13 protein-coding genes are annotated in these 13,326 nt (G+C 66.5%); 3 read left to right on the forward strand and 10 right to left on the reverse strand.

The genetic code is table 11. The features are described from left to right. The first annotated feature begins 27 nt into the window (after nt 1–27). A complete protein-coding gene (locus ACYVDN_RS07130) occupies nt 28–426 on the forward strand; it encodes a PPOX class F420-dependent oxidoreductase (protein WP_460569835.1) in 399 nt (132 codons plus the stop codon). Between the two features lie 60 nt (nt 427–486). On the opposite strand, the gene ACYVDN_RS07135 is transcribed toward ACYVDN_RS07130, so the two are convergent. The 9 genes from ACYVDN_RS07135 to ACYVDN_RS07175 all read right to left on the reverse strand — a co-directional run bounded on the left by ACYVDN_RS07135 (nt 487) and on the right by ACYVDN_RS07175 (nt 10,064). After that, nucleotides 487–1,209: a class I SAM-dependent methyltransferase gene (locus ACYVDN_RS07135; RefSeq protein WP_460569837.1), complete on the reverse strand. Its 723-nt coding sequence runs from the start codon at nt 1,207–1,209 to the stop codon at nt 487–489. Between the two features lie 58 nt (nt 1,210–1,267). Then, entirely contained in the window at nt 1,268–1,771 is a 504-nt protein-coding gene (locus ACYVDN_RS07140; RefSeq protein WP_460569839.1) for a hypothetical protein, read from the reverse strand. Further along, the gene (locus ACYVDN_RS07145) at nt 1,768–2,625 is read right to left on the reverse strand and encodes an Fpg/Nei family DNA glycosylase (protein WP_460569841.1); all 858 of its coding nucleotides are present in this window, start codon (nt 2,623–2,625) and stop codon (nt 1,768–1,770) included. Before ACYVDN_RS07145 ends, ACYVDN_RS07140 begins: the two co-directional genes overlap by 4 nt. A gap of 191 nt (nt 2,626–2,816) precedes the next feature. After that, complete coding sequence (locus tag ACYVDN_RS07150) at nt 2,817–3,566, reverse strand: class I SAM-dependent DNA methyltransferase (protein WP_460569843.1); 750 nt, start codon at nt 3,564–3,566, stop codon at nt 2,817–2,819. Between the two features lie 29 nt (nt 3,567–3,595). Further along, the gene (gene ychF / locus ACYVDN_RS07155) at nt 3,596–4,669 is read right to left on the reverse strand and encodes a redox-regulated ATPase YchF (RefSeq protein ID WP_460569845.1); all 1,074 of its coding nucleotides are present in this window, start codon (nt 4,667–4,669) and stop codon (nt 3,596–3,598) included. Nucleotides 4,670–4,762: 93 nt separating this feature from the next. Next, a complete protein-coding gene (locus tag ACYVDN_RS07160) occupies nt 4,763–5,119 on the reverse strand; it encodes a VOC family protein (RefSeq protein ID WP_460569847.1) in 357 nt (118 codons plus the stop codon). Between the two features lie 145 nt (nt 5,120–5,264). Beyond that, on the reverse strand, nt 5,265–7,292 hold the full coding sequence (locus ACYVDN_RS07165; RefSeq protein WP_460572277.1) for an ABC transporter ATP-binding protein: 2,028 nt from the start codon (nt 7,290–7,292) through the stop codon (nt 5,265–5,267). A 92-nt stretch (nt 7,293–7,384) separates the two neighbouring features. Further along, nucleotides 7,385–9,118 carry an ABC transporter ATP-binding protein gene (locus ACYVDN_RS07170; protein ID WP_460569849.1) on the reverse strand — a complete coding sequence of 578 codons (1,734 nt, stop codon included), beginning with the start codon at nt 9,116–9,118 and terminating at the stop codon, nt 7,385–7,387. Nucleotides 9,119–9,302: 184 nt separating this feature from the next. Next, a complete protein-coding gene (locus tag ACYVDN_RS07175) occupies nt 9,303–10,064 on the reverse strand; it encodes a class I SAM-dependent methyltransferase (RefSeq protein WP_460569851.1) in 762 nt (253 codons plus the stop codon). A 97-nt stretch (nt 10,065–10,161) separates the two neighbouring features. Here ACYVDN_RS07175 and ACYVDN_RS07180 point away from each other — a divergent pair, with 97 nt between their 5' ends. Both ACYVDN_RS07180 and ACYVDN_RS07185 read left to right on the forward strand, forming a co-directional pair. Beyond that, entirely contained in the window at nt 10,162–10,746 is a 585-nt protein-coding gene (locus ACYVDN_RS07180; protein ID WP_460569853.1) for an exonuclease domain-containing protein, read from the forward strand. 94 nt (nt 10,747–10,840) lie between these two features. Next, a complete protein-coding gene (locus ACYVDN_RS07185) occupies nt 10,841–12,250 on the forward strand; it encodes a DNA recombination protein RmuC (RefSeq protein ID WP_460569855.1) in 1,410 nt (469 codons plus the stop codon). Between the two features lie 86 nt (nt 12,251–12,336). Here ACYVDN_RS07185 and glpX read toward each other — a convergent pair whose 3' ends face one another. Then, nucleotides 12,337–13,293, reverse strand: coding sequence for a class II fructose-bisphosphatase (gene glpX, locus ACYVDN_RS07190; protein ID WP_460572279.1), 957 nt, complete (start codon nt 13,291–13,293; stop codon nt 12,337–12,339). Nucleotides 13,294–13,326 lie beyond the last annotated feature (33 nt).

Below are 13,326 nucleotides of genomic sequence, written 5' to 3' on the forward strand. Positions count from 1 at the left end.
CCGGCGTCACTCCGGCAGGATGGTGGGATGACGGCATCCGAGATCATCCCCGCCCACCTCCTTCCCATGCTGACCGAGCCGAACTTCGGCTTTCTCGGCACGGTCCGCCCGGATGACACGGTGCAGGTGAACCCGATGTGGTTCGAGTTCGACGGCGAGAACATTCGATTCACGCACACCACGAAGCGGCAGAAGTTCCGCAACCTGCAGCGCAACCCCGCGATGAGCCTCGCTGTGGTGCGCGATGCCGACTTCTACCGCTACCTCGAGCTGCGTGGTCGTCTGGTCGACGTCATCCCTGACCCGGAGGGCGAGTTCTACGTGCGACTGGGCAGGCGGTACGGCGACGCCGACGTGCAGGTGCCGGCGGACAAGGCAGACCGGGTCATCCTCGTGATGAGCGTGGAGCACGCCGGCACGAACTAGCCCCGCCCCCGCTGGTCGAGTAGCGCGCCGCGTAGCGGCCCGCGTATCGAGACCCCACCATCACGCCTTGCGAGCGACGAACACGAACTCCTTGCCAGGCCGGTCAGGGGCGTCGCGTACGTCGTCGACCACGAATCCGGTTCGAGCCAGTGACGCCTCGACCTCCTCGCGGTTGCGGAACCGCAGCGTCGAGGTCGAGTACAGGATGTCCCCGTCCGGCAGGATCAGCGTGTTCTCGAACGTGACGAAGGGCGGCGCGACCTCGGTGACATCGGTCCATGTGCGCACCCGGCCGACGCCGTCGATCTCCGTGTCGACGTAGGTCGAGTCCCTTCCCCAGTCGCGCCACGCCTCCTTCTGCTGGTCACGCGTCTCGAAGACGAACCGACCGCCATCTCGAAGCGCATTGCGGATGCCCGCGAGTGTCGCCGCCCAGTCCTCGTCGGTGAGAAAGACCTGGGCGACGTTCCCCGTCATGAATGCGATGTCAGCGGCGAGCGCGGGCAAGGTCGTCGCATCGCCGCCCAGCCATCTCACCTTCTCGGCGTGGGGCTTGCCGCGCGCAACGTCCAGGGACGCCCCGGCGGGGTCCACCCCCGTCACCGAGTAACCGTGTTCGGCGAGGAGGCAGGCGAACGCACCGGTGCCGCATCCGACATCGAGCACCGTGTGCGCGCCGAACTCCGCGGCGATGGCGAGGTAGGCATCCAGGTCGCTGCGATCCGGATCGAGCGGGTCGTAGAGCCTGGCGAAGCGTGGGTCGTCGAACAGCGCGTCGGGCACCCGTCAAGCGTGGCAGGGCCTGCATGGACCCGCAACGGCAGGCGTTCGGACGCGCGGCTCAGTGGTGGATGACGGCCTTCAGCAACGAGAGCACGCCACCGAAGGCCGCGGTGGTCAGCGCGCTAGCGAGTCGCACCCAGAAGCTCGGCGACCACCTGGACACCGCGAACCAACCGAGGATTCCGAGCAGCAGTGTGTCAACGAGGAGCGCCGCCCAGATCGCAACCTGATCGTTCAGCAGGTGAACGACGCCGAGCAGCAGGATCACGATGGGGATGACCGATGCGGCGAGCATGCCGAGCGAGTGCTGCATGGCGGACAGGATGCTGATGCGGAAGTCGCCGTGGCCGTGGGTCGTTCCGAGGTGCGCGATCGTTCCGGCGTAGACGTGGGCTGCGAAGAACACCACGACAGTCACCACGACCGTGATGAGAGCATCGGCGGATGATCCGGTCAGCGAGTTGCTCACAACGATCATGCCCGTGACGAGGATGAGCCCATAGATCGCCTCCTCAGACAGGGCGACCCGACGCATGTTGGACGCCCGGTCCCACTGCTTCACAGGATCGCGCCGTCGGTCTGGCACTCCGGGCAGTACTGGGCGGATGTCCCCCCGAACATGAAGTCACGCACAGTTCCGCCTCCCGGGCAGGGCTCGCCGCCGCGGCCGTGCACCAGCATGGCGTCGACCTTCGCCTGCTTGAGTCCGTCCAAAGGGATGCCTCGTCGTGCATCGATCGCGTCGCGAAGCACGGTGCGGATCGCGTCGTAGAGGCGGTCCAGGTCGTCGGTCGACAGCTCGGACGCGTGGATGACGGGTGAGAGCCGCGCGACGAAGAGGATCTCGTCGGAGTAGGCGTTCCCGATGCCCGCGAACGAGGTCTGCTCCTGCAGGATCGCCTTCAGCTGCTTGCGGCGGCCGACGATCGGCCGGTCGAACAACTCGCGTGAGAACGACGGGTCGACAGGATCGGGGCCGAGCTTCGCGATCGCGGGAACCTCGGTCGGGGCATCCACGATCCAGATTCCGCCGCTGCGATAGCCGCCGGCGTTGATCACGTCGAAGCCCTTGCCGTCCGCGAAGCTCAGCCGTGCGACAGTTGGCACCTCGACCGCCACGCCGTCGTCGGGAACCTGGTCATCGCCCGTTGCATGGCCCGCATCGTTGTCATCCCGCCACACGAACCAGCCGCCACGGCCGAAGCTGATCACCAGATGGTGGTCGCCGACGTCGAGGTCGACGTACTTGCCGAACCTGCGGACCGCGGCGACGGGCAGGCCAAGGACGGTCGAGGGCGCGACGGCTCGCGTCTTGTACTCCGGGTAGTCGAGAATCTCGAAGCTGCTGATGCCATCGCCGACCACGCGCTCGCCGACGAACTCGACAAGCGCCTGCACCTCGGGAGATTCGGGCATGAAGCGATCATGGCATGCGCGGCCGACATGGTGCGAGGCTGCACGCGGTGCATCCATGCCGATGCGATGAGGACGTATGCGAGGGAGCGATGTACTCGTGCTGAAGGGCGGTCACCGCCGCGATGTGGCGGGATCCAGATCCCCATCGACCTTCGGAAACATCGTTCGTGCCTCGGGCCGCTCTGGCATGGTCAGGCCGCGCTGGGCATCCTCCACACCGAGACGTGCGAGGTGCTCTCCGCGGTGAACGGAGACCTGTCCCAGTCGGCGTATCGCGCTTCGAACTCGAGTCCCGCGAGCCGCGCCATCAGGTCGAGCTCGGCCGGCCACACGTAGCGGTAGTTGTGCGGCACGTAGTCGAAAGAGCCGTCCTCCCTGCGTGTGTAGTGGTGGGAGATGGCCCGCTGGCTCACCAGATCGAAGGTGTCGAAGCCGACGTGACTCTCGCCCACGTCGAACGGCACCGCGATCTGTCCTGGCGGAAGGGATCGCAATGACGGCACCCCGACCTCGACCACGAATCGCCCCCCAGGAGCGAGGTGACGTGCCGCGTTGCGGAAGCACTCGACCTGGGCATCCTGCGTGTACAGGTTGCCGATGGTGTTGAAGACGAGGTAGACGAGCGAGAACTCGCCGTCGATGCGGGTCGTCGCCATGTCGCCGATGACGACGGGGATGTCCCGGGTCTTGCGCATCAGCCGCCCGGCCATCGCCTCGGAGTACTCGATGCCGCGCACTTCGACACCGAGGGCGTGCAACGGGATCGCGACCCGCCCCGTGCCGATGGCGAATTCCAGGGCGGGCCCGGAGCCTGCCAGGTCGGCGAGGAATGCGCTCGTCGCCTCAAGAGTCTCCGCCGCGAACGGATCATCGGAAGCGTCGTCGTAGTGCTCCGCCTGCACATCGGTCCACAGGTCGCTGGGAACACCGTCGTCGGTCATCCGAGCACTCTAGCCCGCCGTGGACAGGCTCAGTTGTTGAAGCGGAACTCCACAACGTCGCCGTCCTGCATGGCGTAGTCCTTGCCCTCGAGACGCGCCTTGCCGTGTGCGCGCGCCTCGTGCACCGAGCCGAGCTCGACGAGGTCGTCGAACGAGATGACCTCCGCCTTGATGAAGCCCTTCTCGAAGTCGGTGTGGATCACGCCGGCGGCCTGCGGCGCCTTCCAGCCCTTGTGGATGGTCCACGCGCGAGATTCCTTCGGACCCGCGGTGAGGAACGTCTGCAGGCCGAGCGTGTCGAATCCGATTCGAGCGAGCTGGTCGAGCCCGCTCTCGTCCTGGCCGGTCGAGGCGAGAAGCTCCGCGGCGTCCTCGGGGTCGAGGTCGATCAGCTCCGACTCGATCTTGGCGTCGAGGAAGACGGCCTGGGCGGGCGCGACCAACGCGGCGAGTTCGGCTTTGCGTGCGGCATCCGTCAGCACGGACTCGTCGACGTTGAACACGAAGATGAACGGCTTGGCGGTCAGCAGGCCGAGCTCCTTGATCGGCTCGAGGTCGACGCCGGATGCCGACAACAGCACACCCCGCTCCAGTGACTCCTTCGCGGCGTTCGCAGCCTCGAGCACGGCACCGTCGAGCTTGCGCCCGCGCACCTCCTTCTCGTAGCGCGTGATCGCCTTCTCGAGCGTCTGAAGGTCGGCGAGCATCAGTTCGGCGCCGATCGTCTCGAGGTCGTTCGCGGGGTTGACCTCGCCCTCGACGTGTACGACGTCGGAGTCGGCGAACCCACGCACGACCTGGGCGATGGCATCCGCCTCACGGATGTTCGCCAGGAACTGGTTACCGAGCCCCTCACCCGTTGATGCGCCGCGCACGATGCCAGCGATGTCCACGAAGCTCACGGTGGCGGGAACGATGCGCTCCGAGTGGAACAGGTCGGAGAGCGTGCTGAGTCGCGGATCCGGCAGGTTCACCACACCGACGTTGGGCTCGATCGTCGCGAACGGATAGTTCGCCGCGAGCACCTGGTTCTTGGTCAGGGCGTTGAAAAGGGTGGACTTGCCGACGTTGGGCAGGCCGACGATTCCGATAGTGAGAGCCACGGGCATCCATCGTATCCGGCGACAGCGAGGCTATCGAAGCGGATCAGCCTCCTGCCGCGCCCCGGTCAAGAAGACCAGGACAGAAGCTCACCGCTACATCGAGCCTTCGTAGAGGCCGATCGCGTTGCCGTCGGGATCCGTGACCAGCGCCCACCAGCTCGTCGGCGTGATCTCGGTCTTTCCGACGACCACAGCGCCGCCCACATCAGCCACAGCTGCGACGGTGTCATCGATCGAGTCGACCTCGACATACGAACGGGGTTGCGTGAAGTCGCCCTCGCGTCCGGTGAGCGCGCCCCCAGAGATCTGGTTGGGTGCCCGCCACATCGGATACCCCTCGTATCCCGGCGATTCGGCGATCTGCCATCCGAAAAGCTTCGAGTAGAACTCGGTCGCTCGCGGGAAGTCCGTGACCGGGATCTCGACGTGGGTGATGTCTCCGTGCGCCATGATGCGCCTCCTTGTGGGACGGAACGCTTCTAGTGTCACCCTCCCCCAAGACGCTGGCAAGGCCGGTTCCCGGGACAGCGAGCACCGACATCGCAAGGGTGGCGGAGCGCGGGCATGAGCCCGCACCCCGCCACCTCGCAACAGATCAGTCGACCACTGCGGCGTCGGGCTCGTCGCTCTCCGCGATCGCTTCGGCCTCTCTGGCGAGCTCGTCGTCGCGCACCGCGGCGAACTCCTCATCGAGATCGGTTGCCGCCTGCTCGAACTGCGCGTTGTACAGCCGGAAGTACGCACCCTTGGCGGCGATGAGCTCGTCGTGCGTTCCCTTCTCCACGATGTCGCCGTGCTCCATCACGAGAATGAGGTGCGCGTCGCGAATCGTCGAGAGCCGGTGGGCGATGACGAACGAGGTGCGCCCCTCTCGAAGCGCGGCCATGGCGTGCTGAAGGAGGAGCTCGGTGCGGGTGTCGACCGAGCTGGTCGCCTCGTCGAGGATGAGCACCGACGGCCTCGCGACGAATGCCCTTGCGATGGTGATGAGCTGCTTCTCGCCGGCAGAGATGTTCGAGGCGTCCTCGTCGAGCACGGTGTCGTATCCGTCGGGAAGCGAGTGAACGAACCGATCGACGTACGTGGCCTTCGCCGCTTCGAGGATCTGCTCGTCTGAGGCATCCGCGTTGCCGTACCTGATGTTCTCGCGGATGGTGCCCGCGAACAGCCATGGGTCCTGCAACACCATTCCGGTCTTCGCCCGGACGTCACGGCGGGTGAGATCGGCGATGTTCTGGCCGTTCAGCAGGATGCGCCCGCCGTTCAGCTCGTAGAACCTCATGATCAGGTTGACCAGTGTCGTCTTGCCCGCGCCGGTCGGTCCGACGATGGCCACGGTCTGGCCGGGCTCGACGCGGAACGACAGGTCGGTGATGAGCGGACGGTCCGGCGTGTACGAGAACGACACGTGCTCGAACTCGATCGTGCCATCGCCGTCCACGGGCGCCGGCGAGTCGATCGCATCCGGTTCCTGCTCGTCCTGATCGAGCAACTCGAAGACACGCTCGGCCGAGGCGGTTCCGGACTGGACGACCGCTGCCATCCCACCGAGCTGCGACAGCGGTTGCGTGAACTGCTGCGAGTACTGGATGAACGCCTGAACGTCACCAAGTCGCAGCTGGCCGCTCGCCACCATGAGCCCGCCGAGCACGGCGATGCCGACATAGGCGAGATTTCCGATGAACATCATCGCCGGCATCATCGTGTTGGAGAGGAACTGCGCCTTGAAGGACGCCTGGTAAAGCTCCTGATTCTCCTCGCGGAACGCTTCGCGCGAACTCTTCTCGCGACCGAAGACCTTCACCAGTGCGTGGCCTGAGAACGACTCCTCGACTCGGGCGTTGAGGCGCCCGACCTTGCGCCACTGGATGCCGAACGCCTTCTGCGACCGCGGTCCGATGACGCCGAAGACGACGGCCATCAGCGGCAGGGTGACGAGGGCGACGAGCGTGAGCTGCCACGAGATCGACAGCATCATGATCAGCACGCCGACCACGGTGAGCACGCTCGCCAGCGCCTGTGACAGGGACTGCTGCATCATCTGCGTGATGTTGTCGATGTCGTTCGTCACCCGCGAGATGAGCTCGCCCCGCTGAACCCGATCGAAGTAGCTGAGCGGTAGACGGTTGATCTTCGCCTCCACCTGCTCACGAAGACGCCACATGGTGCGGACCATGATCACGTTGATGACGTAGCCCTGGATCCACGTGAGCACCGACGATCCGACGTAGAGGGCGAGCACGATCAGCAGCACCCCTCCTAGCGCGGTGAAGTCGATGCCCTGCCCGGGAACGAAATCGTGCATCGCCGAGATGATGTTCGCCTGGTCGTGCTGACCGCTCTTGTTCAGCTGGTCGACCACCTGCTGCTGCGTCATGCCGGCGGGAACTGCCTTCGACACCACGCCCTCGAACAGGATGTTCGTCGCCTCACCGAGCACCTTCGGCGCGATGACCGCGAGCACGACACCGATGGCGCCGAGGATCGAGACGAACACGAACGACAGCGCGTTCGGCTTGAGCAGCCCGATCAGCCTCCGGAACGACGGGCCGAAGTTCGCCGCCTTGCCCGGCGCGACGCCACCGCTCCAGTCGTCGGCGGAGAGCCTCGCCTGCTCGGCCATCTCGGCCTCGAGCTTCTCCTCCGCGCTGAGCTCGACGCTCGTGATCGCGCGCTTCCTGCCGCGGGTCTTCTCGCCGCGGGCCTTCTCGCCGCTCATCGGGCCGCCTCCACTCCGAGCTGTGATTCAACGATCTCGCGGTAGGTCTCGTTCGACTCCAGCAGCTCCTCGTGCCTGCCGAGGCCGACGACTTTGCCGTCGTCGAGCACCACGATGCGGTCGGCATCGGTGATGGTCGACACTCGCTGTGCGACCACGATCTTCGTCACCTCGGGAAGCTCGCGCCACAGCGCCTGTCTGAGCCGGGCATCCGTCGAAAGGTCGAGCGCCGAGAAGGAGTCGTCGAAGACGAGAACCTGAGGCCGGTGCACAATCGCCCTCGCGATCGCGAGCCGCTGGCGCTGCCCGCCCGACACGTTGGTGCCGCCCTGCGCGATGCGCGCGTCGAGGCCGCCATCCATCTGCGCGACGAAGTCGCTGCCCTGTGCGATCTCGAGCGCTTTCCACAGCTCGGCGTCGGTGGCATCTTCACGCCCGAACCGCAGGTTGGACGCGACGGTTCCGGTGAAGAGGAAGGGCCGCTGCGGCACCAGGCCGATCGTGCGCCAGAGCGCCTCGAGATCCGCCTCGCGAACATCGACACCGCCGACACGCACGGAGCCTCCCGTGACGTCGAAGAGGCGTGGGATGAGCGAGACCAGGGTGGTCTTGCCAGCGCCGGTCGAGCCGACGATCGCGACGGTCTCGCCCGCAGCTGCAGAGAAGCTGATGCCGGAGAGTACCGGGTGCTCTGCACCCGGGTAGGTGAACGTGGCGTTCGAGAACTCGACGGTGCCCTTCGAGCCGAATCCGGTCACGGGCTCGTCGGCGCGCGTCAGCGAGGCCTCAGCCGCGAGCACCTCGCCGATGCGCTCCGCCGAGACGGATGCCCTTGGGATCATCATCGTCATGAAGCTGGCCATCAAGACGCCGGAGAGGATGATCATGACGTACTGCATGAAGGCGAACAGCGTGCCGATCTGCACGTCGCCCGAGTTGATCTGCTGACCGCCGAACCAGATGACACCGATGACCGTCACATTCAGGATGAGCATGACGATCGGGAACAGCAGAACGAAGAGCGAGCCGACGCGTCGGCCGATGACCATGATGCCGGTGTTCGCGTCGCGGAATCGCTCTTCTTCGATGGGCTCCCGCACGAAGGCGCGGATCACGCGGATGCCCGTGAGCTGCTCCCGCATCACCCGGTTCACTCCGTCGAGCTTCTGCTGGAAGGTGCGGAACAGCGGCACCATGCGCCCGATGATGAGCGCGGCGACGATGAGAAGCACAGGGACGGAGACGGCGATCAGCCAGGACAGGCTCGGGGCCTGACGGACGGCGAGGATGACGCCACCGATCGCCAGCAACGGCGCCGAGACCAAGAAGGTCGCCGCCATCATGGCGAGCATCTGCACCTGCTGCACGTCGTTGGTGTTGCGGGTGATCAGTGATCCCGCCCCGAACGAGGTGACCTCACGCTCGGAGAACCCGGACACGCGCTCGAAGACGTCGTCACGGATGTCGCGACCGAGCTGCATCGCCGCTTTCGCGGCGAAGTAGGTCGCGATGATCGACGCGACGATCTGTCCGAATGAGATCAGCAGCATGATGGCGCCGGTCTGCCAGATGTATGCGGTGTCTCCCTTTGAGACGCCGTTGTCGATGATGTCGGCGTTGAGGCTGGGCAGGAAGAGACTGGCCAGGGCGGACGCGAACTGGAAGACAAGGACTCCGGTCAGCAGCCAGCCGTATGGCTTGAGATAGCGGATGAGCAGTTTGAGCAGCACGGGAAACTCCGGTTGAGTGTGAGGTGCCGGTGGGATGGTGAGCATTCTTGCGCGCACCACCGACAGAGCTGTGGCAACGGGATGAACGCTTCGGCCGTATCACGATATATCGCGTCTGCGCGATGAGCAAGACCCCTCATGGAGCGTGCTCGCCTGAGCACCTTTCGAGGGTGGGCGACGACGGTCAGGGCTTGCGGTAGCGGAACGCCATCGTGACGTACGGCAGCGAGATCGTCTCGTCTCCCGACTCCTGCTGCTGCTTCTCGAGAAGTATGCGTACCGAGTCGAGCGTCTCGCGCTTCTGCTCCGCATTCATCACGGCGTAGTAGCTGCGCGATCTCACCAGGTCGAGCATGCCTTCCAGCGTGTAAGGCTGCGACCACTCGAACTGCGCCCGCTCGGGCTCCTCGAACGGCGGCTCGCCGAACGGGGTGTGCACGTGCGGGTCATCCATGCCGTCCGTGTACTGGTCGCCATCGGCGTGCATGGCGACGCTGAGCTCGCGCACCCAGTCGACGCGATCGTCGCGGAAGTTCCAGATCAGTCCGAGGTGTCCGCCCGGCTTGAGTACCCGGGCGACCTCCGCGGAGGCGATCGGCGCGTCGACCCAGTGCCAGGCCTGGGCGAAGGTGACCGCGTCCGCCGACTCGTCGGGCAGTGGCATGCGCTCGCCCGTGCCCACCAGCGTCTCGACTCCCGGCACGGTGTTGCGCAGCACCTCCAGCATCTCGGGAGAAGGGTCGACTGCGATCACCTCATGACCGGCGGATGTCAGCGCTCGCGTGAGCTTGCCGGTTCCGGCTCCCACGTCGATCACGCGCGACTCCTCCTGTCGCACCAACCAGGCGACGGCATCCATCGGATAGCCGGGGCGGGATGCCTCGTACACGTCGGCGACGCCGCCGAACGAGAGCGCGTGGTCGAGCTTCTCACTGCGAGACTGCATGTCTCAACGTTAGGAGATCGACGGGCTGACAGGCGACCTCTGAGCCACGCCGGAGCACCTCCCTGCGGCGTCGTCGGTGCGTGCCACCATGAGCCACGTGCCACTGGACTTCACCGCAATCGACTTCGAGACCGCGAACTCCAGCAGTGCGTCGGCGTGCTCGGTCGGCCTGGTGAAGGTGCGAAACGGGCGCGTCGTCGACACAGCGGGATGGCTGATCAGGCCGCCGCACGGGCACGACGAGTTCCTGGAATGGAACATCCGCATCCACGGCATCCGCGCACGCGATGTCGTCGGCGCCGCAGGGTGGGTGGAGCAGATCGGCGACCTCGTGGACTTCGCCGGCGACGACGCGCTGGTCGCTCACAACGCGGGATTCGACATGGGTGTCATCCGCGGGGCGTGTGCTGCGACGGGTATCCGCTGCCCTTCCTACGACTATCTGTGCAGCCTGCAAGTGGCGCGCAAGACGTACACGCTCGACTCCTATCGTCTGCCGGTCGCGGCCATGGCTGCCGGTTTCGAGGGTTTCAATCACCACGAGGCGCTGGCTGACGCCGAGGCGTGTGCGGCGATCGTGGTGCACGCGGCGAAGCGGCACGGCGCCGGCTCCATCGCGGAGCTCGCGGCTGCGGTCCCCGTGCGGCTCGGGCACCTCGGAGACGTGGCGCGCGCGGCCTGACCGACCCTGCGTGGGCAGACCGCTTTCGCGGCGGTCTGGGATGACGCTGGCGAGGCATCCGCCCGATGTCGGTGGCCGCTGCGAGCATGAAGCCATGGATGTTCTGCTCCTCATCATCGGTCTCGTGGTCGGCGCCGTCGCTGGCGTGCTGGGCGGTCTCGCCCTGGCACGCAGGCGTGCCGCGGAGGATCCCACGACGTCTGACGAGGTCGTGGAGTCTCTGGAGGTCGCGGCAGCACGACACGCCTTGGAGATCGAGCGTCTGCGTGCGGAAGGCACGGCGGAGATCGAGCGAGTGCGAGCGGAGGGTGCTGCGGAGCTCTGGCGCGCGCAGGCAGAGCTCGCGGCCTCCAGCGCCACTGTGACGAGCCTGCGCGAACAGGCCGCCGCCATCGACGCGCAGTACCGCGACCGCATCGATGCGCTGCAGGCGCATCAGCGCGCGACCGCGGAGCAGCAGCGCATCGACCAGGCCGAGCGCGCTGAGCGAGAGAGGCGCGAGCAGCAGGTGCTTCAGGCGCTCGCTCCGGTGCGGGAGACCCTCGATTCCATGCAGCGCAAGGTGACCGAGATCGAACAGCAGCGCGGCCTGCAGTACGGTTCGCTCTCCGAGCAGCTCAAGCAGGCTCAGCTCTCCGACGAGGCGCTCCGCGCGACCACCGAGTCGCTTGCCAGCGCTCTGCGTTCCAACAACGTGCGAGGGGTTTGGGGTGAGACGCAGCTGCGCCGCGTCGTCGAGGCGGCCGGGCTCACCCAGCACGTGGACTTCGAGACCCAGAAGAGCATCTCATCGGACGCCGGCGCCGGCCGGCCCGACATGGTGATCCAGCTTCCCGGTTCCAAGTCCATCGCCGTCGACGCGAAGGTGCCGTTCGACGCATACCTCGAGGCCAGCCAGATCCCGGTGACCGCCGTCGGCGAAGAGGGAGCGCGGCGCAAGCAGCTGCTTGACCGTCACGTCAAGGCGATGCGGGGGCACATCGACGCACTCGCGAAGAAGACCTACTGGGAAGGCCTCGACGCGAGCCCCGAATTCGTGGTGGCGTTCGTGCCGAGCGAGTCGCTGCTGTCGGCAGCGCTAGAGGCCGATCCCGCGATTCTCGACTACTCGTTCGGCAAGCACGTCGCCCTCGCCTCACCGGTGAACCTCTGGGCGGTGCTCAAGACGGTCGCCTTCACCTGGCAGCAGCAGGCCGTCAGCGATGAGGCGAAGCACCTCTTCGATCTGGGCAACACGCTGTATCAGCGACTCGGAGCTCTCGCCGGGCACGCCGAAAGCCTGCGCCGCGCGATCGAACGCACGGTCGACAGTTATAACAAGTTCGCGGCATCGCTGGAATCGCGCGTGCTCGTCACCGCACGTCAGTTCCCCGGAATCGACGAGACGAAGATCATTGCGGAGCCCGAGCCCATCCACACCAGCCCGCGCAAGCTCACCGCGCTCGAACTCGAGTCCGGCACGTTGCTCGCCGTCGAGAAGACCCACGCCGAGCTCTCCGCCTGACCTGCGCCGGACCGGTCCATGCAACGTGACGCAGGCCCCGGTCTACCGCAACGTGCCGGTCTCCGCTCCGGTGCGCGGTGGCAGACTCACCACCACTTAGACACCAAGTGCTCGGCCGACAGGCGACGGACCGTGCCCGACTTCGACCTCAGCACGATGCTGCTGGTGCGGATGATCGGGCCGTCACGGCGCACACCGTCGACGAGTCCGCCGTCGGTGACACCCGTGGCGACGAACAGCGTGTTGTCCCCTGCCACGAGATCGTCGAGCTCGTAGACGCGGCCCAGTTCCAGACCCGATGCGGCGGCGCGCTCGGCCTCCGCCTCGTCGCGGGGTGCGGGCACCGCCTGCATGAAGCCGCCGAGCGCCTTGATCGCGCACGCCGTTGTGATGCCCTCAGGGCTGCCGCCGATGCCCACACAGAGGTCCACGCGGGTGCTGTGGCGCGCCGCGTTGATGCCACCGGCGACGTCCCCGTCCAGGAGCAGTCGCGTCCCGGCCCCCGCGTCACGGATCTGTTCGATCAACTCGGCGTGGCGGGGGCGGTCGAGCACGGCGACTCGCAGGTCGCCGACATCTTTGCCGGTCGCCTCGGCGAAAGCTCTGAGGTTCTCGCCGATCGGTCGGCGGATGTCAACGACACCGTGCCCCTCCGGCCCCGTCACGATCTTGTCCATGTAGAACACGCCCGAAGCGTCGAGCATGGTCCCGCGGTCGCTCACTGCGATCACCGACAGGGCATTCTGACGGCCTGCCGCCGTGAGGGAGGTTCCGTCGATCGGGTCCACCGCGATGTCGCACGCCGGTCCCTTGCCGGTGCCGACGTGCTCGCCGTTGAAGAGCATCGGCGCCTTGTCCTTCTCCCCCTCGCCGATGACGACCACGCCGTCGAAGTCGACGGTCGCGAGGAAGGCACGCATGGCATCCACGGCCGCGCCGTCGGCGTCGTTCTTCCGGCCTTTGCCGATCCACGGAGTCGCACGGATGGCGGCAGCCTCCGTCGCTCTGACGAGCTCCAGGGCGAGGTTGCGGTCTGGATGCAGCGCGCCGTCATCCTGGGCGGGCTGATCGCGGTG

The sequence above is a fragment of the Humibacter soli genome (genome assembly GCF_054779035.1).

What these genes read in the sequence shown, in the direction of transcription:
- ACYVDN_RS07130 (WP_460569835.1), top strand. Translation starts at nt 28, where the DNA reads ATGACGGCATCCGAGATCATCCCCGCCCACCTCCTTCCCATGCTGACC.
- ACYVDN_RS07145 (WP_460569841.1), bottom strand. Translation starts at nt 2,625, where the DNA reads ATGCCCGAATCTCCCGAGGTGCAGGCGCTTGTCGAGTTCGTCGGCGAG.
- ACYVDN_RS07150 (WP_460569843.1), bottom strand. Translation starts at nt 3,566, where the DNA reads ATGACCGACGACGGTGTTCCCAGCGACCTGTGGACCGATGTGCAGGCG.
- ACYVDN_RS07160 (WP_460569847.1), bottom strand. Translation starts at nt 5,119, where the DNA reads ATGGCGCACGGAGACATCACCCACGTCGAGATCCCGGTCACGGACTTC.
- ACYVDN_RS07165 (WP_460572277.1), bottom strand. Translation starts at nt 7,292, where the DNA reads ATGGCCGAGCAGGCGAGGCTCTCCGCCGACGACTGGAGCGGTGGCGTC.
- ACYVDN_RS07175 (WP_460569851.1), bottom strand. Translation starts at nt 10,064, where the DNA reads ATGCAGTCTCGCAGTGAGAAGCTCGACCACGCGCTCTCGTTCGGCGGC.
- ACYVDN_RS07185 (WP_460569855.1), top strand. Translation starts at nt 10,841, where the DNA reads ATGGATGTTCTGCTCCTCATCATCGGTCTCGTGGTCGGCGCCGTCGCT.